Here is an 18,906-nt window from a genome sequence, read left to right on the forward strand (position 1 = left end):
GGCCACCGACCGGAGCCCCACTCGTATGGCAACCGCCCCACAGCGGCGGAAGCGGGGCGACGGAACGGCCGCAAGGTCGATTCAGTCGCGGCCGCCGTCGGCGCGGCGGCCGCGACTGCCGGTCACAGGCGGAAGGGGTTCCCGCCCCGCGCGGCGATCACGTACCAAGCGGTCGCCCCGGTGTGGAGGGAGGAGTAGTAGAAGTCGCCCTCCCCGGTGTCCAGGCCGTCGTGCGAGGCGGCGACGATGCCCTTGCCGTCCGTGTTGGCCGCGCCGCTCTGGGCCTTCTGCAGGGTCGCCATCAGGACCGCCGCCTTTGCGGCGTCGCCGTCCGCGCGGCGGACCTGGTAGGCGGCCAGCAGGTGGGCGGTGCCCTCGAACCAGACGCCGCTGGTGTCCTTGCCGCTGAAGCCCACCCCGCTGTACGGGCCGTCGGTGGCCGCCATCCGCCCGGCCGCCCAGTCGACGGCGGGCGCGTAGGACGGGTCGAGGGTGGCCAGGTAGCTCCAGGTCTGCACGTCCTCCGGCTCGACGTCGTCGTTGGTGGTCACCCCGTCCAGGCCGGTGCCCGTCCACAGGTGGCCGTTGGCGGCCTGCATGGACTTCACGAACCGGAAGGCGGTGGTGGAGCGCTGTGCCCAGCCCGCGTCGCCGGTGACGCCGGCGAGCATGGCGAAGAAGGCGCCGGTGTCGATGTTGTGCTCCGTGGCCTTCCAGGTGAGCGGGACCATCGTCTGGCCGGTGCCGTCGTCGTTGCGCAGGCCGCCGGTGTAGCCGCCGGCGCCGCGGGTGTCCGCGGTGTTGTTCTGGATCCAGTTGGCGGCCTTCAACGCCCCGTCCAGGAAGCGCTGTTGGCCGGTCACCCGGTAGAGCCGGGTGAGCGCCATGCCGGCCCAGGCCATGTTCCCGGTGTAGACGGAGAACCCGCCGACGTACGGCTCGCCGGAGGGGGTCTTGACGAAGGGGTCCGGCTCGTAGGAGGCGCGGATGCGGCCGTCCGGGGTGACGTCGTGGGCCTGGGCGTACAGCAGGCTGTCGCCGAGCGCCGTGGCGTGGGCGACGTCGTCGCTTCCGCCGCGTTGCAGGAACGCGGTGATGACGAGCGCGTTGTCGTACGTGAAGGAGGCCTGGAAGCCGTCCGGGCCGAACAGCTTCGGGTCCTCGAAGTGCCCGCCCTGGTAGCTGCGGGGCACGCGCAGCGTGCTGCCGGTGCCATGGGCGTCGAGGCGCTGGGCGAGGAAGGAGTAGGCCGCGTCCACGGAAGGCCCGGAGGGCTTCACCGGCGGCTGCTGGGACGGCAGGTGCAGGCTGCCCGCGGGCGGGGGGCCGGGCGTGCTCGGCAGGTCGGCGTCCTCGTCGCCGACCGGCACCAGTTTGAAGAGCTGGTTCTCGTCGTTGTGGTCGCACGGGGCGTTGCCGGGTGTCGCGATGCTGTTCGGCACGCTCGCACCGGGCCACAGGGCGAGGCAGTTCCCGCCCTTGATCTGGAGGTGGAAGTACCAGTGGCCGCCCTCCCAGTCCGACATCTGGAGTCCGACGTCGGCGGACTGGCCGAGGTACTCGTTGGGTGCGGCCAGGTTCCGGAACATCCAGCCGCCGTCCGTCGTCTGGAGGAGTTCCCAGTCGGCGCGCGGGTCACCGGGCTGGGTGCCGACGAGCCGGCCGCTCGGCAGGTCGTAGGCCATCGCCGCACCGTTGCCGTCGACCAGTTCGTTGTGCTCGTGCGGCTTGGGGTCGGAGCCCATCACCACTCCCCCGCCGCCGCTGCCGTAGTCCTCCCAGCTCAGGTGCCCGGTGCTCCAGTCTCGAACGCCGATTTTGGCGCCGAGCATGGGGAGGGCGTCCTCCAGGCCGACGAACATGATGCCGCCCGCGCAGGTGGTCTCCATCGTCTTCCCCGGTGTCTTGCAGCTCCACGTTCCGCCCGTGGTGGCCGAGATGATGCCCAGGGCCGTGATGTTGGGCGGCGACCCCGGCAGGCCCGGGCCGCCGCCCAACACGACGGGGCCTCCGCTGTCACCCCGGCGGGCCGCGATGGACGAGTTGTCGGCGGCGGTGAACTGCTTGAGGGCCTTCCACCCGTACATGTAGTGGTGCTCGACGTCGCCGCCCAGGTTGTCCGGGCCCTTGGCGTAGTAGTCGGTCACCTTGGTGGTGACCTGGATGTTGCAGATCTCGCCCGATCGGGCGCCCTCGTTGCAGATCCAGTTCCCCTCGTGCGCCACGTGCGCGGCGCTCACCCATTTCTTGGTCTGCGAGGTGCTGGACTGGTCGGCCGCGCCGCCCGTCCAGATCTGCTGGTCCATCGTGATGTTCGAAGAGGGCTTGATGACGGCCGCGTCGAGGTAGACGGGCCCCCTCTCGTCCTGGCGGACGATGTGGGGCGAGATCCGGGTGCCGATCGCCGGCCCCTGTGCGCCGGTGTCGTCCACGCCGTACCGGACGTTGGTCTCGTTGTTCGGCATGAAGCAGTGGTCCGCGGTGAGCATGGCGTCCTCGCCGCGGTACTGGATCGCGAACGCCGTGCTGCAGAACGGTGCGATGATCTGCGCGCCGCCGGCACCCGGATCGCTCCGGCGCGAGGGCTCGCCGAGGCTGATCGACTCCGTGCCGTTCGCTTCGACCGTCACCGGAACGCTCACGGACGCCACCGCCCGCCGCAGCCGCTGCGCTTCGTCCTCGCCGCCCACCACGGTCGCGGTGAGGCCGCTCCCGTCCTGCGGCATCGCCACGTCGGTGATCCGCACTCCGACGGAACCGGCGATGCGCGTCACCTCGCGCGAGGCGTCCTTCAGGTCCTGCGCACCGTGCGGCGCCGACTTCACGTCGACACGCACCGGGCTGTGCGCGACGACCGCCCGGACCTCGGGGGCCAACTCGCCGTGCCAGTAGACCGTGAGGTGCTTCTTCTCGGGGGCGGCGACCACGCCGGCGAGGGCCTGGCTGCCGATCTGACCCGACACCTGCTCCACGGCCGAAGCCGTCTCGTTCATCTGGCCCTGAATGGCCATCAGTTGCTGCCAGGACAAGAAGGGTGAAGGACTCCCGAAGGAGTTCGCCACGGGCGCGATGCCGGGAGCCGCGAGCACTCCCACGACGGCGGTCGCGGTGGCGAAGGCCACGAGCGGCCTTCGCCACCTGCCCCTGCGGCGGGCCGGATCTTCGATGTGCTGGACCAACGGGAACTCCCCGGAACTCGAAACTGCTGGGCGCCTCGGCGCCCTCTCACCCGTGCCTACGGGCGGGGGTGAACGCGCAGTTCAGAGCAGGTACGGGTCGGCCGAGAACAGCCGGAGGGTGTCCCAACGGTCCTGCCATGCCCCGCCGGTGACTGCGGCGGCATCCAGCCAGCCGACGGTCGTGCCGAAGCAGTGCGCCTCTGATGCGAGAGCCCGCCCCGGTCCCGGGGCGGGCTCTCGCGTCAGAGCGGGTGCGTCACCCGGGGTCTACCAGTCGGTACCGATGTTGGCGCGGCTGCCGAAGGTGTTCTGGCCGGTGCCGGGGTAGAAGTACATGTCGCCGGTGGATCCTTGCGGAGCCTGGACGGCGGCGATGTCGGTCTTGCCGTCGGCGTTGAAGTCGCCGCCGATGAGGTCACGCATGATGTTCCAGCCGGTACCGGCGTTGACCGGCGCCGCAAACGAACCGGCGCCATTGCCCGGATAGACGTACAGATTCCCGTCAGCGACACCGACCGCCGCGACATCCGACTTCCCGTCACCATTGAAGTCGCCGCTGGCGAACTTGCCCAAGGTGTTCCAGCCGGTACCGGCATTGACCGGCGCCGCGAACGAACCGGCACCATTGCCCGGATAGACGTACAGATTCCCGTCGGCGACGCCGACCGCGGCAATGTCCGACTTCCCGTCACCGTTGAAGTCACCACCCATGAGGTGGTCCAGGTTGTTCCAGCCGGTACCGGCCAACCACGGCGCACCGAACGCACCGGCACCATTGCCCGGGTAGACGTACAGATTCCCGTTGGCGGTGTTCACCGCGGCGATGTCCATCTTCCCATCGCCGTTGAAATCACCCGGTGTCACATTGCTCACCGTGTTCCAACCGGTACCGATCAGACTCCGCTCACCGAACGTACCGACACCGGTACCCGGATACAGGTACATCTTCCCCGTCGCCGCGTCCACCGCCGCCAGATCGGTCTTCCCGTCACCATTGAAGTCAGCCGACGCAAAACCCGTCATCCCCACCGGAGTCGCCGGCGGAGGCGTGGTGTTGTCCTCGACGACCTTGTTGAGACGGAGGGCCACGTAGCTGCTTGCCGGGTAGCTCGAGATGTTTCCGCTGTAGACGTTCCCGTTCCCGTAGGTCACGTCGGTCCTCGGGTTCGACTGGTGGATGTAGGTGAAGTCCCCGGTCGCCTGGTTGTTCCACCTCACGAAGAGCACGACGTGGTCGCTGATGTTGTCCAGCGCGTCGCCGGGGCGGAGTTCGCTCTTGCTGATGCGCGTGCTCAGCGATCGGCTGTCGAGGCTGTTGGTGGTCGGCGATCCGAGCCCGGTGGACGACAGGTGCCAGGCCATCGAGATGAACCCTGAACAGTCGGTGCGGTAGGTGTGGCCGTCGCCGTCGCCGTACGTCGCGCCCTGGTTGTACTGGACGTTCTGGTCGTCCCAGTACTGGGCGCGCTGCAGGATCTCGGATCGGTTGACGGGGCCTCCGATGGAGGAGCCGGCCTGGGCGGGCGGCGCGGTCAGGCCCACGGCGGCCATGGCGGCGATTACTGACCTTGGCGGTTCAAGGTGATTGGCCTGTTTGTGTAGCTGACTGACGGTCATTTACGCGCTATGCCGTTGGTATGCGCTATGCGGATGGGGGCGGACTGACGGCGAAGGCACGTCAGCACCGCGAGGCGGTGCGGCTGGAGGCCGCCGCGTTGTTCGACGAAGGTGTCCCGCCGAGGGAGGTTGCCCGTAGGTTGCGGGTGACCGCGAAATCGGCCTACCAGTGGCACGCGGCCTGGCGGGAGGACGGAGCCGGGGCGCTGGCCTCACGGGGACCGGGTGGGCAGCGGTGCAAGCTGTCGGCACGGTGCCAGGACAAGCTCGCCGAGTACCTCGAGCAGGGGCCGGCCGCTCACGGCTGGGACCAGGACCAGGCGTGGACCGGCGCGCGGGTCGCCACGCTGATCGGGCGGAAGTTCCACGTTTCCTACAGCGTCTCGGGGGCTACTCGTCTGATGCACCGGCTCGGCTTCACCCTGCAGCTCCCTGCGCGTCGGGCAGCCGAACGCGACGAACAGGTCGTCGCCGCGTGGAAGGAGGCGACCTGGGCGGAGGTAAAAGCGCCCGGGCGGCCTGCGACGGCTGGATCTGCTTCGAGGACGAAGCCGGGTTCACCCGCAGACCGCCCACAGGACGCACATGGGGACGACGCGGCACCACCCCGGTCGTGAAGGTCTGCGGCCGTGGCTCCGGACGGATCTCGGTCGCCGGGCTGATCGCGATGCGCCCGGGCTCCCGGACCCGGCTGTGCCACAGGCTGCGCCGGCACACCGGACGCAAGGGCGAGCGCCGCAGCCTGTCCGAGCACGACTACATCGGCCTGCTCGACGGAGTCCATCAGCTGGTCAGAGCACCGATCGTGCTCGTCTGGGACCGACTCAACACCCACGTTTCCAATGCCATGCGCGACTTGATCAGCGCACGGGACTGGCTCACGGTGTTCATCCTCCCCGCATACGCACCCGAGCTGAACGCGGTCGAGTACCTGTGGGCCCACGTCAAACGAAGTCTCGCCAACCTCTCCAGCGTTGCCCTCGACCGACTCGAATCCCTCGTCCGCAACCGACTCAAACGACTGCAATACCGCTCCGACATCCTCGACGGCTTCCTTACCGGAACTGGACTCTCCCTCGACCTCCCACCGCCGTCACCCTGAAGCACCGAGGTCAGTAACGGAACGAGAACGGACGCGCGGCGGAATCGGCTGTTCTTGGGCATGGCTGTCTACCTCGATCTGGTGAATGGTGTGTGCCGACTACTGAGTTGGGGGGCGGCTACCAGCCGGTGCCGATGCTGGTGCGGTTGCCGAAGGTGTTCTGGCCGGTGCCGGGGTAGAAGTACATGTCGCCGGTGGATCCTTGCGGAGCCTGGACGGCGGCGACGTCGGTCTTGCCGTCGGCATTGAAGTCGCCACCGATGAGGTCACGCATGATGTTCCAGCCGGTACCGGCATTGACCGGCGCCGCGAACGAACCGGCACCGTTCCCCGGATAGACGTACAGATTCCCGTCAGTGACACCGACCGCGGCGATGTCCGACTTCCCGTCACCGTTGAAGTCGCCGGTGGCGAACTTGCCCAGGGTGTTCCAGCCGGTACCGGCATTGATCGGCGCCGCGAACGAACCGGCACCGTTCCCCGGATAGACGTACAGATTCCCGTCGGCGACGCCGACCGCCGCGATGTCCGACTTCCCGTCACCGTTGAAGTCACCACCCATGAGGTGGTCCAGGTTGTTCCAGCCGGTGCCTGCCAACCACGGCGTACCGAACGCACCGGCGCCATTGCCCGGATAGACGTACAGATTCCCGTTGGCGGTGTTCACCGCGGCGAGATCGATCTTCCCGTCGCCGTTGAAATCACCTGGTGTCACATTGCTGACCGTGTCACAGCCTGTACCGATCAGACTCCGCTCACCGAACGTACCGACACCAGTGCCCGGGTACAGATACATCTTCCCCGTCGCCGCGTCCACCGCCGCCAGATCGGTCTTCCCGTCACCGTTGAAGTCAGCCGACGCAAAACCCGTCATCCCCACCGGAACAGCGGGGCTCTGGCCGATGGCGTTGACGATCTTCTGCGCGTCGGCCACCTGACCCTGGTAGAGGCTGGGATAGGCCGACTGCTGGACGCCTTGGCAGACCTCGCCGACCGGCTTGCCCTGCCACGAGTTGTTCGGATAGGTCGAGAGCATCGCGCTGATGAACTTGCGGGTCGTCGTCGCCGGGTCGAGCCGCTGCGCGGTGGTGCCCCACGATGCCCGCTGCTGGAACAGGCCGACGCTGCCGTGGTCCTCCATGTTCGGGTTGTTCCGCAGGGTGGATTCCACGATCGCCGTGGTGATCGCGATGACCTCGGCCTGCTGCGGTAGTCCGTTGGCCCGCACGGTGTTGACGATGGCCCGGGCGCAGGACATCCGGTACGCGTTCATCGCGTTCCGCAGGCTGCCGGTGAGCTGTTGGTTCAGTTGGGCGGCGGCGGTGGTGTCGGCGGAGGAGACCGTGCCGCAGGACACATCGGGCAACGTTGCGTGCGCAGGGCTCGTCGCCACCATCGTCGCGCCGGCCAGGACCCCACTCACCGCGAGAAGTTGCAGGGCGTTGCGCACAGTTCTCTTCATGCTGAAACGTTTCCTTCGTTCACAGGTCGGATGTGTCGTCGCCAGAGGTCTGGGCCACGACAGGTCTTGAGGGCACTGAGGGAATTCGCCTTCGACCGTGCACCGGGCAGGGTGTGGACAAACCCGGCGGGCAACACGTGTGAGCAGAGTGAGAACGCCCAGGTTCGACGACCGCCCAGGCCGCGCGGAGCCGTCACGGCGACGGGCGCCGCGCCCGGGCCGGTGACGTGCGGGTGGTCCCGAAGTGGCCTGCTACTGCCAGACCATGGCGTCGATACTCACCAGGGGCGGCGCCTGAAGCGGGGAGACGAGGGCGGCGACCGCGGCGGCCTTCGCGATGCGGGTGCGGATCATGGCAGGGCTCCTTCGGGACACACGCACAACAGGGGGTGGTCCGGAGCCGGTGCGTCCCGCGGTGACGCTGTCCCGGTTCCCTTTCGGCTGCTTGTCGCTGCCGTTGGGTACGATCCTGCCCGTCGGTCAGTGCCCCAACTAGGGTTCCGTGCTGGCCTGAACCGGACTTGGCCCAAGCCGTCCACCGCGGTCGGATACGGACGCCCATCGCCACGGGCCGACGCATGCGGCTGCAGGGCGATCGATGTTCCGGAATGCTGCCGGTGACGGTTCGGACTGTGACCCTGGACGTGCGATCGGCAGAATCAGCAAGCTATCTGACTGTTCATCAGTGCTCGGGTGCCCGGCAGATGCTCACGGCCGAGGCGTTGACACCTTGGCCGCGCGGCGAAGGCTGGGATGTGCAGACATGGGCCGGCAGCGGGAGGTCACGCAAGGCGGTCCGGTCGAAGACCGCGCTGACCGAGGTCGGCCCGACCGTGGCCGGGGGCCGACGCTTCGGGACCGTTCAGCGGGCGTCGGTCTCGTCGATCAGGTACTGGAGCTCGTCGAAGATCTGGAGCACGACGACGACCAGGACATGGTCGGCGACCATGAATTCCACCACGACCCCGGGCGCGGCGTAAGCCTTGCGCAGGTGCTCGTCGGGGCCGATCGGTGCCGTCGCCGTCTTGTGGTACGGGTCGCGGGCGAGAACACCCAGTGCACGCTCCAGCAGATCGCGACGTTCGGCGGGCAGGGCGTCGATCGTCGTCCTCGCCTCGACGGTGTACTGCACGCGGTACGTCATGCCCGACACGATAGCCGGGACGGCGTCCGAACGGGGAACTGCCAGGGAGAGGCCGGTGGCCAAGCTGCTGACCGCCCAGCTCTTCCAGAACCGCCCGGCGGCCCGGCGCGGCAGGACGAACGGCTCGGGCGGGGCCCGGAGGTCCCGCCCGAGCCCTTCGGGGTCAACGGCCGGCGGTCTCCGGCTCCAGCACGAAGACGGGGATCACCCGGTCCGTCTTCGTCTGGTACTCGGCGTAGTCCGGCCAGACCTCGACCGCGCGCGACCACCACAGCTCCCGCTCCGCGCCCTCGACCTCGCGCGCCGTCATGTCCTGGCGCACGGCGCCGTCCTGGAGCTCGACCTGCGGGTGGGCGACCAGGTTGTGGTACCAGGTGGGGTTCTTGGGCGCGCCGCCCTGCGAGGCCACCAGGGCGTACGTCCCCTCGTGTTCCACCCGCATCAGCGGGTTCTTGCGGATCTTGCCGCTCTTGGCCCCCAGGCTGGTGAGGACGACCACCGGCACGCCCCGCAGCGTCGTGCCCTCGGTGCCCCCGGAGCTCTCGTACAACGCGACCTGGTCGCTGACCCACTGCTCCGGGCTCGGCTGGTATTCGCCGCTAAGAGGCATGCTGTTCCCATCCCACTCGTTGAGGACCGCCGACGGCCGACCTGGTGCCGTCCGCCCCGAGGCCCTCGCTCCGTTCGGCCGCCTCCATGATTCACCACGAGGCCGCCGCCCGATAGGAGGCGACGCAACGGCGGGGCGTGCCACCGCGGACAGGACCGAAAGGGACCGGCGGCGACCAACGGTCAACGGTGCGGCTGCGGCGGCCGGTTCGGGGCACGATCGTGAACTGCCCTGCGCCGAGGGTCCGGACCAGGCCGGGCCCTCGGCGGATTTCGGGTCAGGGGCAGGTGACGTTGAAGGTGGCCTCGTGGGTGGCGGCCACGTTGCTGCCCCAGTTGCCGAGGATGTCCTTCATCTGGACGCCGTAGTAGGACCACAGCTTCCAGGTGCCGTTCTGGCAGGGGTAGGTGCTGCCGTTGCTCGCGGCGCTGTTCTTGCCGGAGGCGCCGGGGAAGACCGCGTCCTTGGTCTTGGTGCCGTCCGGGAAGGTGATCTCGTAGGAGCTGGGCTCCCAGATGCGGCAGCCGTTCGGCGGGTCCGCCCAGCCGATGATCTTCCACCAGCCGCATTCGGTCCACAGCGTCGGGTAGATCCCCCCGTCCCCGCTGTCGTAGAGACAGAGCCAGCTCTTCATCCGGCGGTCCTCGTTGCCGTTGTAGTCGACCCATTCGCCGCAGTGCGGCTCGGCGACCGTGCGCACGGACGGGGCGGCCTGGCGTGGCGCGGGGGCGGCGGGAGCGGCGGCGGCAGTCGTGGCGGTGAGGGCGAGCGCACCGAGGGCGGCGAGGGCGGCAGCGCCCGCACGCACCCGTCGGGCAGGTCGGGGATGTGAAGTGATCATGGAGGCATGATGTCGCCGTCCGGGCCCTCCGATGCCGGCGGCCACGGAGGTTTCACCCGAACGAGGCGGGGTGGGACGGGTTTTCGAGGTGCCGCCCTGACCGTTCAGGTGCCGTCATCTGCCAGCGTCGTCGTCGAGGAGGGCCAGGCGGGCGATGACATCGTCGGCCAGCTTCACGAGCAGGCGGCCCAGGTCTCCGCGGTCCTGGTCCGACCAGTGCGCCGTCGCGTCCGCGAACCAGCCGATCATGGACGCCGTGTAGGCGTTCGCGGCCCTCGCCCCTTCAGCGGTCGCCTCGACGAGGCTGGCACGCCGGTCGTGCGGGTCGCCGACGCGCTGGACGAGGCCGCGCCGCTCCAACGCCTGGACCTGTCGCGTGACGTGCGGGCCGACCACCTGCATCCGTTCGGCGATCTCCCCGATGCGCAGCGGCCGGTCCGCCCTGTGCAGGGTCATGAGCGCGCTCAGTGCGGGGCGGTCCAGATCGAGCCCTGCCGCCTCGGCCGCCCGTTCGGCCAGGCGGCCGCGGGTCATGGCGTTGCTCAGCTGGGCCAGCCGGGGCAGGGCCGCCCAGACGGCTGCCGCCTGCTCGTCCGCGCCGGGGTCGTCCGGCGAGTCCGCGGTCATTGGACCACCACCTCCACTTGAATACCTAACTTAGGTATCTATATCCTTGAGTTGCGCCCGCTCTCCGCGGGTGCGCTGTGCCGTCCATAAAGATACCTAAGGTACGCATCTTCGGTGTGACCGCCAGGAGGCGACCGCCGGGATGCGCCGCCAGGAGGAGAGCACACCGTGAACAACCACTCCGCGAACCGCAAGGTCCTCATCTCGGGCGCGAGCATCGCCGGCCCCGCCCTCGCCTACTGGCTCGACCGCTACGGCTTCGACGTCACCGTCGTCGAACGGGCGTCAACCCTCCGGGGCGGCGGGTACGCCGTCGACATCCGCGGCGCCGCCCGCGAGGTCGTCGACCGCATGGGGCTGCTCCCGCGACTGCGCGAGGCCCACGTGGACACGCGCAGGCTCTCGTTCGTGGACGCGGACGGGGCGCCCATCAGCTCCGTCGCCCCCGAAACCCTCACCGGCGGCGCCGCGGGCCTGGACCTGGAAGTACGGCGCGGCGACCTGGCGAGCGCCCTCTACGCTCCGCTCCGCCACCGGGTCGAATTCCTCTTCGGCGACTCCATCGCCACCCTGGACGACCGGCCGGACCGCGTCGACGTGACCTTCGACAGCGGCGCCCACCGCACCTTCGACCTGGTGATCGGCACCGACGGTCTGCACTCCCACACCCGCGGACTGGTCTTCGGCCCCGAGGACGCGTTCCACCGCTACCTCGGCCACGTCTTCGCCGGTTTCACCCTCGCGAACGACCTGGGCCTCGCCCACGAAGCGGTCACCTGGAACTCGCCCGGCCGGGCGGCCGTCCTCTACGCCCACGAACCCGCCGACCGCGTGCACGGGTTCCTCATCCTCAAGCGGGAGGACTTCGCCTTCGACGCCTTCCGGGACCCGCAGGCGCAGCGCGAACTCGTCGCCGCCGCGTTCCCCGAGCGCAGCTGGCACGTCCCGCGCCTGGTGGACGCGATGCGCGAGGCCGACGACCTGTTCTTCGACGTCGTCAGCCAGATCCACATGCCCACCTGGTCCCGTGGCCGCGTCGCCCTCGCCGGTGACGCGGCCCACGCGACCTCGTTCCTGTCCGGCCAGGGCTCCAGCGTCTCGCTGGTCGGCGCCTACCTCCTGGCCGGAGAACTGGCCTCCCACACCGACCACGCGGCTGCCTTCGCGGCCTACGAGCGCAGGGCGCGCCCCTTCGTGGAGCGGAACCAGGCGCTGGCCACCTCCGGCGGCACCGGCCTCATCCCCGGCACCCAGGACCTGCTCGACGCCCGCAACGCGGCCCTGCGCGCCACCCCCGCCGACCTGGCCGGCCCCGCCGACCCGGCGGGAACGGGGAAACGCGCCGCCCACAACGACGTGGTCCTGCCGGACTACGACCACGCCGGATGAGCGCGCCCGCGCGTACCGAGCACGGACGCGGCCGCTGTCACACGAGCAGCGCCTCCAGCTCCGGAAGCCGGCCGAACAGGTCGGGGAGGCCCCGCACGCCGTTGCGCGCGGCCTCGTGGGAGAGCGCGAGGTCGGGGCCGGTGCTCGCCTCGACGCCGGCGAGGCAGCGGAGGATGTTCCACCTCGTGTGCCCCAGCCAGCCGCCGATCATGAACACGAACCAGCTCGGACCTGACGGCGGCAGCGTGCCGCCTCCCGCGACGTAGCCGTCGAGGACCGAGCGGAAGACGGCGGGCTCGATGGCGTCGAAGCCCGGTCCCTTCGCGAGGCTGAGCGCGGTCGAGCCGAGCTCACCGGAGAGGTCGAGCATTCCCGAGAGTTCCCAGTCGAGCACCACCGGCCGGCCCTCTCGGGCGAGCAGGTTCCACGGTTGGACGTCCCTGTGGGTCAGCACGGCGGGGCCGGGCCGTTCGCAGGTGTCGACGAAGTGGGCGATCGCGAGGAACGTCTCGACGTGAGCGGCGAGTTCGTCGGCCCACGGCTGTCCGGTCGCCGCCGCCCGCGCGGCGAGCTCGGGCCAGTCCCGCGAGATCGGCTCCTCGATCGGCGCACGGGTCCACGCGACGTCGAGCGTGTGGACCCGTGCGAGGATCTCCCCGATCTCGAACGCGTACGCCGTCGACACCGGCGCTTCCGGCACCTTCTCCCCCTCGACCCATCGGTGGACGAGCGTGTGATCGTCGGCCGAGATCGGCTCCGGCATCGGGATGCCGGCGGCGAAGGCCGCCCGCTCGAAGCTGAACACGTCCTCGGCGCGATAGGTCAGGCGGCGGTCGACAAGGTTCAACTCCTTGACCGCGAACGACCCTTGGCCGGTGTCGAGCCGGTACATCCGGTTGGCGAACCCGCCGTGGACGCGGATCATCGGTCCGATCGGCACGCCGAGATGGGAGAGGTTCACCCCCGCATGCTAGGGCTGACAGTTCATCGACGCACCGGACTTTCCCGCGATGCGTGCTCACGATCGCCGCCACGCCGACGGACGGCCGCGGCCCGACCACTCACCGGACACACCTACAGGGTCACCCCTTGCAGGGACAGCACGATGCCCGCGCCGATGCCGCCCATCCCCAGGGCGACGGCCGCGCTCCACCACCCGCCCTGGCCCCACCGGAACGGGCGGTCCAGCGCCAGGCGTCCGGGTCCGATGGCGGAGACCGCGATCGCGATCAGCGCCAGGCACAGCGGGTACTCCATGCCGCCCTTGTCGGCCCACAGGCCGCTGCCCGAGCTGACGGACATCGCGTTGATCATCACCCCGATCACGGCGGCGGCGGCCAGCGGGGTGAACAGCCCGAGGGCGAGGCCCAGGCCGCCGCCCAGTTCCGAGGCGCCGCCCAGCGTGGCGAAGAGGACGCCGGGCCGGTAGCCCAGGGCCTCGAAGCCCTTGCCGGTCGCGTTCAGACCGGCGCCGCCGAACAGTCCGAAGAGTTTCTGGGCACCGTGGCCGGCCAGCAGCAGGCCGGCCAGCCGGAGCACCAGCAGGCCGACGTCGGCGGCAGACACGGGCGGCGGGTGCGTGGAGGTCGGAACGGCGCTGCGGACGGAGGTCCGCAGCCGCTCGGCAGTCGGTTTCATGGCGAAGGTCTCCTCCCGCGCGCCGTCACCGCCGCGAGCGGGATCGCCTCTCCCGAGACGAGGCGTCGACGCACAGATCAGATCGGCCGGGCGCGACTCGCGCCGCCGTCGACCAAGTCCAGGAACGGCCGGACCGGCACCGCCTCACCGGAGGCATCCGTGCGTCTCACCGATAACCCTCCGAAGAGGGAAGCCGTGATCCAGCACTCTCTGTGTCCACTCTACGCGGCGGCGACCGGCGGCAGGACTCCTCGTAGCGGCGGATACGGAGCTCAGCGGAGCTCAGCGGAGCTCAGCGGAGCTCAGCGGAGCTCAGCGGAGCTCAGCGGAGCTCAGCGGAGCTCAGCGGAGCTCAGCGGCTGCCGCACGGAGTTCGTCGAACGCGGCTCGCGTGTGGGGCGCCAGCCCGCCGGGGTCCTCGTCGTGGCTGGGGTCGGTCCAGCGGGCGTAGCCGAGCCTGAACGCGAGGACGCCGAGTTCGGCGGCCACCTGCGCCGTGGGCTCTGCGACGTTCCGTCGCTTCAGCGCGTCGGCCATCGCCGTGGCCATGCCGATGCACTTCAGCACGTTGCGTGCCTGCAACTCCGCGTTCGCCTCGATCGCCGCGTGCAGCAGCGGGCTGAGCTCGCGGTTGAACGACGTCATCTCGCCCGATGCGCGTTCGAGTCCGGCCGCGACGGCCGTCATCGGCGTCGCATCCGCAGGGGCGCCGTCGATGCCCTCGGCCAGCAGGCGGCTGAGCACCGACTGCCCCATGGTGAGGATCTCGCGCTTGTCGGTGAAGTGACGGAAGAAGGTGCTCCGCGTGAGCCCTGCCCGCTCGGTGATCTGAGCGACGGTCGTCTCGTCGTAGCCCTGCTCGGCGAACAGGCTCAGCGCAGCCACGACCAGGCGTTGTCGGGCATCGGGTTTCCATCGCGGCATGGTGTCAGTCTAGATGACGGGACAAGTGTCGCATCGCGTCGTACAGTGATGGGATAACAGTCGCATCACTCCTCGGAGCTCACCATGCGCGTCTTCATCACCGGCGGCACCGGCCTGATCGGCTCTGCCGTCGTCGCCGAACTGCTCACCGCAGGCCACCTGGTCACCGCCCTCGCCCGATCCGACGCCTCCGCGGCCACCGCGAAAGCCGCCGGCGCCGACGTGCTCCGCGGCGGGCTCGCCGACCTCGACGTGCTGCGGACCGGCGCGGAACAGGCGGACGGCGTCATCCACCTCGCCTTCAGCAACGACTTCAGCTCGCCCGACGCACTCGCGCGGGGGATCGCCGAGGAGAGCGCCGCACTCGCGGCCCTCGGCGACGCCCTCGTCGGCACGAACAGGCCGCTCGTCACCGCGTCCGGCACACCCCTCGTGGTGGGACGCGCCTCGACCGAGGAGGACCCGCTGCCGCTGGACGGACCTGTCAGCGGACGCAGCCTGTCGGTGAACCGCACACTCGCACTCGCCTCACGAGGCGTTCGCAGCTCGGCGGTACGGCTGCCGCGCACGGTCCACAACCGGGGCCAGGGCGGGTTCGCCGGGCTGCTGACCAACATCGCCCGCGGCACCGGCGTCTCCGGCTACCCGGGAGACGGCGCGCAGCGCTGGCCCGCCGTCCACGCGCTCGACGCCGCCGTCCTGTTCCGGCTCGCCCTGGAGAAGGCCCCGGCCGGATCCGCGTGGCACGCCGTCGACGACGAAGGCGACGCGGTACGCGACATCGCCGCGGTCATCGGACGGCGGCTCGGCCTTCCGGTCGGGCCGGTGCCGCAGGAGAGCTTCGGTCCGCTCGGCCCGATCTTCGCGGCCGACCAGCCTGCCTCCAGCGCTCACACCCGCACCGCCCTCGGCTGGAAGCCGGCGCGCCCGGGCCTGCTCGCGGACCTGGAGAACATCGAGGCCTGAGGGACCGGCGGCCGCCAGGGGACCGGCCCCGCTCGTCGCCCGCCGAGCGGGGCCGGCTCTGCCGTCAACGGTGCTCTGCGACGGTCGGTGCTCAGCCGCGGAGCTCGGGCCAGCCGTCCGCGTTCGAGCAGGACTCGTAGTCGTAGCGGGTCAGGCGGTCCCACTCCGTCCCGGTCACGAGCTCGAACGCCTCCTCGTGCACGTAGAGCAGCGGTTCGCACTGCCGCGCGGTGAACGGAGCGAACCGTTCGGGATCGTGGAACACGCTCTCGTACACGTCGCGGCCCGCAGCCACCACCGCAGCTCGCGTGTACAGGAAGTGGTCGCTCGACTGGGGGAACGGCGAGCCGTCGGGCAGCACCGCGCCGGTGATCGGCAGCGTCCCGAACTGCTCCTGGTCCAGGCGGTGCAGCGCCTCGGCGAGACGCTCGCCGAAGCCGATGATCTGGCCCAGCGGTTCGCAGGCGAGAACTTCGGTCAGGCGGGCGCAGCCGGTTTCGAGCTGCGCGCACGTCTCGATACCGGCCCCACCCCCGACGATCTCGATCAACTGCCAGAACCGCTCCCAGGTCATCACCGGCAGGTCGAGGCCGGGGTCGACGTCGGCGTCGCTTCCCGCGGACGGTCCGGCGCTGCCCGCCTCGCCTCCGCCCTGCCCGTCCGCGTCCTCGAACGGCTCGTCACTCCACCGGAACCAGGCCCTGTCGTCCTGGATGTGCAGCAGGAACTCGGCGACCGGGCCCGAGGGCGAGAGCATCGACACGGTGCTCGTGATCTCCTCGTACGCGTCGTCGAAGGCCTCCCAGTCCTCCGCCTCGGACAGCGCGAGCGAACGGGCGAAGAGCGGCTGGACGGCGGGGAACGCCGCTCCCGGCACGAAGCGCCCGTGGAGCCACGGGAAGTCCGCCTCCTCGACCACGATCTCGCCCACCAGCTCTTCCCGGCGCACCAGACGCCAGACCCCGCCCTCAAGACCCATCGCACACAGCCCTTGCCACTTGTTGCCGTCCTCTTCTGCCCGGCAGCATGCCAGCCGGCACTGACAGGCGACGGGAGCGAGGCGCATCCCCCCGGTGGCGCGGGTCGGTGACGGCCGGGTCGGGTGAGTGCGCCGGCCGTCACGCGGGGCGGGCGGCCGCCGAGATCTGGCCGACCAGGACGGCGAAGGGCATGTCGAGGGCGGCGTAGAGGTCGCCGGCCTCGGGGGCGGCGTTGTCGGCCAGGGCCTCGACCATGAGGGTGGCGTAGTCGGAGACGGTGACGCCCGCCTGCTGCATGCGCAGCAGTCCCGCCTCGCGCTTGGCCTGGCTGAAGGTGCCGGAGGCGTCCACGGCGACGTACGCGTGGTGTCCGGCGGCCGTCGCGGCGATCGCGGGCAGCGCCGCGCACACCTCCAGGGACACTCCGGCGAAGATCAGCTTCTGCCGTCCGGTGGCCTCGATGGCCTCGCGGACCGGGCCGTCGTGCCAGGCGTTGACCGTGCTGCGGTCGATGATCCGCTGTCCGGCCGGCAGGGCCTGGACCAGTTCCGGGGTGGTGGGCCCCCACATGCTGTCGGCCGCGGTGGTGGTGACGACCAGGGGGATGCCGAGCACGGTCGCCGCGCGCGCCAGCGCGACCACGTTGTGCTTCAGCTCGCCGAGCGGGATGTCCCGGACGCCGGACAGCAGGCCGACGTGGTGGTCGACCAGGACCACGGCGGCGTTCTCCCGGGTGATCGGCTCCAGGAACTTGCTGTGCTCGCTCATCGTGCGCTCCTTCGGGTTGGACCACGGTTCCGTCGGCGGCTGGTAGTCACTAATCTTGATAGTCAAGATTAGTGACTACTTCGACGCTATACCCCTGCCCCCCGGGACGCAAGCACTGGTCAGGGCGGGACGCCGGAACCTCCTGGGGTGCCGCCCGAGCCCACCGGGCGGGCGACTAAAGTTGCTGGTCACAGGGCGGAGCGGCAGACGGGCCCGGAGACGGCGGAAGCGGGAGAGGCGTTGAGCGGACACCAGGCGGCGGAACCGGACCTCGGCGTGCTCGCCGCCCGGGTGCTCTTCTCCGTCCAGCGCGAGCTGTTCACCGTGCTCGCCGAGCAGGGCTTCGACGACATCCAGCCCCGCGCCGGCGCCGTGCTCGCCTACCTGCGCACCGACGGCATCCGCGCCAGCGAACTCGCCCGCGCCTCCGGACAGCACAAGCAGGTCATCGGGACCGTCGTCGACGACCTCGAACGCCTGGGCTACGTCGAACGCCGACCCGACCCCGCGGACCGCCGCGCCAAGCTGATCCACCCCACCGAACGCGGCCTGCTCCAGATGGAGGCCGCCGCCGCCATCATGCGCTCGATCGAGGAGCGCCACGCGAAGGCGCTGGGCGCGCGGGAGTACGCCGCCTTCAAGACCGCCCTCCACCACGTGGCCGATCTCCAGCGCGAGACCCGGCGTGAGGCCCGACGCGAAGACTAGGCAGTGCCGCGCCCTGCCGGTCGGCGCCGCCTGACGCCTCCGTGGTCACGAACTTCCGCGCCAGGAAAGGGATTCGCCGAGCGACCCGTCAGGAGGTGAGGACGGAGATCCCGTCTCCGAACAGTTTCAGCCCGAGGACGAAGAACAGGACCGCCATCACGGCGACGTTGTGCTGAGCCGCCCAGTCCTTCCAGTTGCCGAGCGTGGTCTGGGCTCGCGCTCCCCCGAGCACGAAGACCCCCAGCGGGGCCAACAGGCCGAGGGTGGCGATCACGACGAAGACCGCCAGTGAGGCGATCTGCTGCCCTGCCGGCAGTCCGGCCGAGCCGATCGCGGCACCCGCGGCGAGGGTCAGCGGGGCGTTCTTGGCGTTGAGCGCGGACAGGGCCAGTCCGAGTGCGAGGACCTTGACCGGCGTGAGGCGGTCGATCGCGCTCATCCACTTCGGCAGCTGGGCCTGCGACGGATCCTTCGGACGCCGGTGCCACTGCCGGGCGCCGAACAGGACGAGGAGCAGCCCCAGGACGAGCTTGAGGACTCCCACCCAGGTGGCCGGGTGATGGTGGGCAGAGGCGCCTGCGGGGGACGCGACCGCCAGCATCACCGCGCCCAGCGCCGAGAGTCCCAGGATCCAGCCGACGGTGAAGAGGACTCCGTTGAGGCGTCCCCGAGGCGTGGCGAGGATGAGGATGATCGCGATGATCGGGAGCGGGCTGATCGCGACGCCGGCGGCGAGGCCCAGGACGTCACCGAGAACTTTGCCCATGGTTGCCTCCAGACGAGAGTCGGAGCGCGTGACGACGAACCCGGCAGGCCCGTGATCCATGATCCTCCGCTCTGACGGAGCTGTCCTCATGAGGTTCCCGGAACTCCGGCCCTGCCCGGTGGTGCCCCCACCGCGCTCGGGTCAGGATGAAGAGGTGAGGGCGATGGCGCCCCATGTTCGGGCGG

General features: G+C 70.2%; 18 protein-coding genes and 1 pseudogene. 5 read left to right on the forward strand and 14 right to left on the reverse strand.

What is annotated here, in order from left to right:
• Window positions 1-122: 122 nt before the first annotated feature.
• Window positions 123-2,993, reverse strand: coding sequence for a trypsin-like serine protease (locus OG556_RS34690; protein WP_371523073.1), 2,871 nt, complete (start codon window positions 2,991-2,993; stop codon window positions 123-125).
• A 453-nt stretch (window positions 2,994-3,446) separates the two neighbouring features.
• A complete protein-coding gene (locus OG556_RS34695; protein WP_371523074.1) occupies window positions 3,447-4,796 on the reverse strand; it encodes an FG-GAP-like repeat-containing protein in 1,350 nt (449 codons plus the stop codon).
• A 20-nt stretch (window positions 4,797-4,816) separates the two neighbouring features.
• On the opposite strand from OG556_RS34695, the gene OG556_RS34700 reads away from it, so the two are divergent.
• Together OG556_RS34700 and OG556_RS34705 are read left to right on the forward strand one after the other, a co-directional pair.
• Window positions 4,817-5,413, forward strand: coding sequence for a winged helix-turn-helix domain-containing protein (locus OG556_RS34700; RefSeq protein WP_331743234.1), 597 nt, complete (start codon window positions 4,817-4,819; stop codon window positions 5,411-5,413).
• Window positions 5,329-5,898: a transposase gene (locus OG556_RS34705; RefSeq protein ID WP_331745374.1), complete on the forward strand. Its 570-nt coding sequence runs from the start codon at window positions 5,329-5,331 to the stop codon at window positions 5,896-5,898. Before OG556_RS34700 ends, OG556_RS34705 begins: the two co-directional genes overlap by 85 nt.
• Before the next feature lie 118 nt (window positions 5,899-6,016).
• On the opposite strand, the gene OG556_RS34710 is transcribed toward OG556_RS34705, so the two are convergent.
• The 5 genes from OG556_RS34710 to OG556_RS34730 all read right to left on the reverse strand — a co-directional run bounded on the left by OG556_RS34710 (window position 6,017) and on the right by OG556_RS34730 (window position 10,582).
• The gene (locus OG556_RS34710; RefSeq protein ID WP_331743237.1) at window positions 6,017-7,360 is read right to left on the reverse strand and encodes a VCBS repeat-containing protein; all 1,344 of its coding nucleotides are present in this window, start codon (window positions 7,358-7,360) and stop codon (window positions 6,017-6,019) included.
• An 862-nt stretch (window positions 7,361-8,222) separates the two neighbouring features.
• On the reverse strand, window positions 8,223-8,504 hold the full coding sequence (locus tag OG556_RS34715) for a hypothetical protein (RefSeq protein WP_331743240.1): 282 nt from the start codon (window positions 8,502-8,504) through the stop codon (window positions 8,223-8,225).
• Window positions 8,505-8,667: 163 nt separating this feature from the next.
• Window positions 8,668-9,114 (reverse strand): nitroreductase family deazaflavin-dependent oxidoreductase, encoded by a 447-nt coding sequence (locus OG556_RS34720; RefSeq protein ID WP_331743243.1) that lies wholly within the window; start codon window positions 9,112-9,114, stop codon window positions 8,668-8,670.
• A 277-nt stretch (window positions 9,115-9,391) separates the two neighbouring features.
• The gene (locus OG556_RS34725) at window positions 9,392-9,955 is read right to left on the reverse strand and encodes a hypothetical protein (RefSeq protein ID WP_331743246.1); all 564 of its coding nucleotides are present in this window, start codon (window positions 9,953-9,955) and stop codon (window positions 9,392-9,394) included.
• Between the two features lie 114 nt (window positions 9,956-10,069).
• Window positions 10,070-10,582: a MarR family transcriptional regulator gene (locus OG556_RS34730; RefSeq protein ID WP_331743249.1), complete on the reverse strand. Its 513-nt coding sequence runs from the start codon at window positions 10,580-10,582 to the stop codon at window positions 10,070-10,072.
• 168 nt (window positions 10,583-10,750) lie between these two features.
• Between OG556_RS34730 and OG556_RS34735 the strand changes: the two genes are divergently transcribed.
• On the forward strand, window positions 10,751-11,971 hold the full coding sequence (locus OG556_RS34735; RefSeq protein ID WP_331743251.1) for an FAD-dependent monooxygenase: 1,221 nt from the start codon (window positions 10,751-10,753) through the stop codon (window positions 11,969-11,971).
• 37 nt (window positions 11,972-12,008) lie between these two features.
• Here the strand turns inward: OG556_RS34735 and OG556_RS34740 are convergent, their stop codons facing one another.
• The 3 genes from OG556_RS34740 to OG556_RS34750 form a co-directional block, all read right to left on the reverse strand.
• Window positions 12,009-12,932: a phosphotransferase gene (locus tag OG556_RS34740; RefSeq protein ID WP_331743255.1), complete on the reverse strand. Its 924-nt coding sequence runs from the start codon at window positions 12,930-12,932 to the stop codon at window positions 12,009-12,011.
• A gap of 113 nt (window positions 12,933-13,045) precedes the next feature.
• Window positions 13,046-13,609 carry a DoxX family protein gene (locus OG556_RS34745; RefSeq protein ID WP_331743258.1) on the reverse strand — a complete coding sequence of 188 codons (564 nt, stop codon included), beginning with the start codon at window positions 13,607-13,609 and terminating at the stop codon, window positions 13,046-13,048.
• Window positions 13,610-13,951: 342 nt separating this feature from the next.
• Window positions 13,952-14,533: a helix-turn-helix domain-containing protein gene (locus OG556_RS34750; RefSeq protein ID WP_331743260.1), complete on the reverse strand. Its 582-nt coding sequence runs from the start codon at window positions 14,531-14,533 to the stop codon at window positions 13,952-13,954.
• 84 nt (window positions 14,534-14,617) lie between these two features.
• Between OG556_RS34750 and OG556_RS34755 the strand changes: the two genes are divergently transcribed.
• Window positions 14,618-15,499, forward strand: coding sequence for an SDR family oxidoreductase (locus OG556_RS34755; protein WP_331743263.1), 882 nt, complete (start codon window positions 14,618-14,620; stop codon window positions 15,497-15,499).
• Between the two features lie 91 nt (window positions 15,500-15,590).
• On the opposite strand, the gene OG556_RS34760 is transcribed toward OG556_RS34755, so the two are convergent.
• The 3 genes and pseudogenes from OG556_RS34760 to OG556_RS34770 form a co-directional block, all read right to left on the reverse strand.
• A complete protein-coding gene (locus OG556_RS34760; RefSeq protein WP_371523191.1) occupies window positions 15,591-16,073 on the reverse strand; it encodes a DUF4240 domain-containing protein in 483 nt (160 codons plus the stop codon).
• A 90-nt stretch (window positions 16,074-16,163) separates the two neighbouring features.
• Window positions 16,164-16,478, reverse strand: a pseudogene (locus tag OG556_RS34765) (hypothetical protein); the annotation flags it as partial.
• 139 nt (window positions 16,479-16,617) lie between these two features.
• On the reverse strand, window positions 16,618-17,247 hold the full coding sequence (locus OG556_RS34770; RefSeq protein WP_331743268.1) for an isochorismatase family protein: 630 nt from the start codon (window positions 17,245-17,247) through the stop codon (window positions 16,618-16,620).
• A 240-nt stretch (window positions 17,248-17,487) separates the two neighbouring features.
• On the opposite strand from OG556_RS34770, the gene OG556_RS34775 reads away from it, so the two are divergent.
• Window positions 17,488-17,955, forward strand: coding sequence for a MarR family transcriptional regulator (locus OG556_RS34775; protein WP_331743271.1), 468 nt, complete (start codon window positions 17,488-17,490; stop codon window positions 17,953-17,955).
• Window positions 17,956-18,043: 88 nt separating this feature from the next.
• Here the strand turns inward: OG556_RS34775 and OG556_RS34780 are convergent, their stop codons facing one another.
• On the reverse strand, window positions 18,044-18,721 hold the full coding sequence (locus tag OG556_RS34780) for a GAP family protein (protein ID WP_331743274.1): 678 nt from the start codon (window positions 18,719-18,721) through the stop codon (window positions 18,044-18,046).
• Window positions 18,722-18,906 lie beyond the last annotated feature (185 nt).

Source organism: Kitasatospora sp. NBC_01300 (assembly GCF_041435235.1).
Lineage (GTDB): Bacteria > Actinomycetota > Actinomycetes > Streptomycetales > Streptomycetaceae > Kitasatospora.

Coding starts and splice junctions, on each gene's coding strand:
- OG556_RS34690 (WP_371523073.1), bottom strand. CDS start 2,993: ATGAACGAGACGGCTTCGGCCGTGGAGCAGGTGTCGGGTCAGATCGGC.
- OG556_RS34695 (WP_371523074.1), bottom strand. CDS start 4,796: ATGACCGTCAGTCAGCTACACAAACAGGCCAATCACCTTGAACCGCCA.
- OG556_RS34700 (WP_331743234.1), top strand. CDS start 4,817: ATGCGCTATGCGGATGGGGGCGGACTGACGGCGAAGGCACGTCAGCAC.
- OG556_RS34710 (WP_331743237.1), bottom strand. CDS start 7,360: ATGAAGAGAACTGTGCGCAACGCCCTGCAACTTCTCGCGGTGAGTGGG.
- OG556_RS34715 (WP_331743240.1), bottom strand. CDS start 8,504: ATGACGTACCGCGTGCAGTACACCGTCGAGGCGAGGACGACGATCGAC.
- OG556_RS34720 (WP_331743243.1), bottom strand. CDS start 9,114: ATGCCTCTTAGCGGCGAATACCAGCCGAGCCCGGAGCAGTGGGTCAGC.
- OG556_RS34725 (WP_331743246.1), bottom strand. CDS start 9,955: ATGATCACTTCACATCCCCGACCTGCCCGACGGGTGCGTGCGGGCGCT.
- OG556_RS34730 (WP_331743249.1), bottom strand. CDS start 10,582: ATGACCGCGGACTCGCCGGACGACCCCGGCGCGGACGAGCAGGCGGCA.
- OG556_RS34745 (WP_331743258.1), bottom strand. CDS start 13,609: ATGAAACCGACTGCCGAGCGGCTGCGGACCTCCGTCCGCAGCGCCGTT.
- OG556_RS34750 (WP_331743260.1), bottom strand. CDS start 14,533: ATGCCGCGATGGAAACCCGATGCCCGACAACGCCTGGTCGTGGCTGCG.
- OG556_RS34755 (WP_331743263.1), top strand. CDS start 14,618: ATGCGCGTCTTCATCACCGGCGGCACCGGCCTGATCGGCTCTGCCGTC.
- OG556_RS34760 (WP_371523191.1), bottom strand. CDS start 16,073: ATGACCTGGGAGCGGTTCTGGCAGTTGATCGAGATCGTCGGGGGTGGG.
- OG556_RS34770 (WP_331743268.1), bottom strand. CDS start 17,247: ATGAGCGAGCACAGCAAGTTCCTGGAGCCGATCACCCGGGAGAACGCC.
- OG556_RS34780 (WP_331743274.1), bottom strand. CDS start 18,721: ATGGGCAAAGTTCTCGGTGACGTCCTGGGCCTCGCCGCCGGCGTCGCG.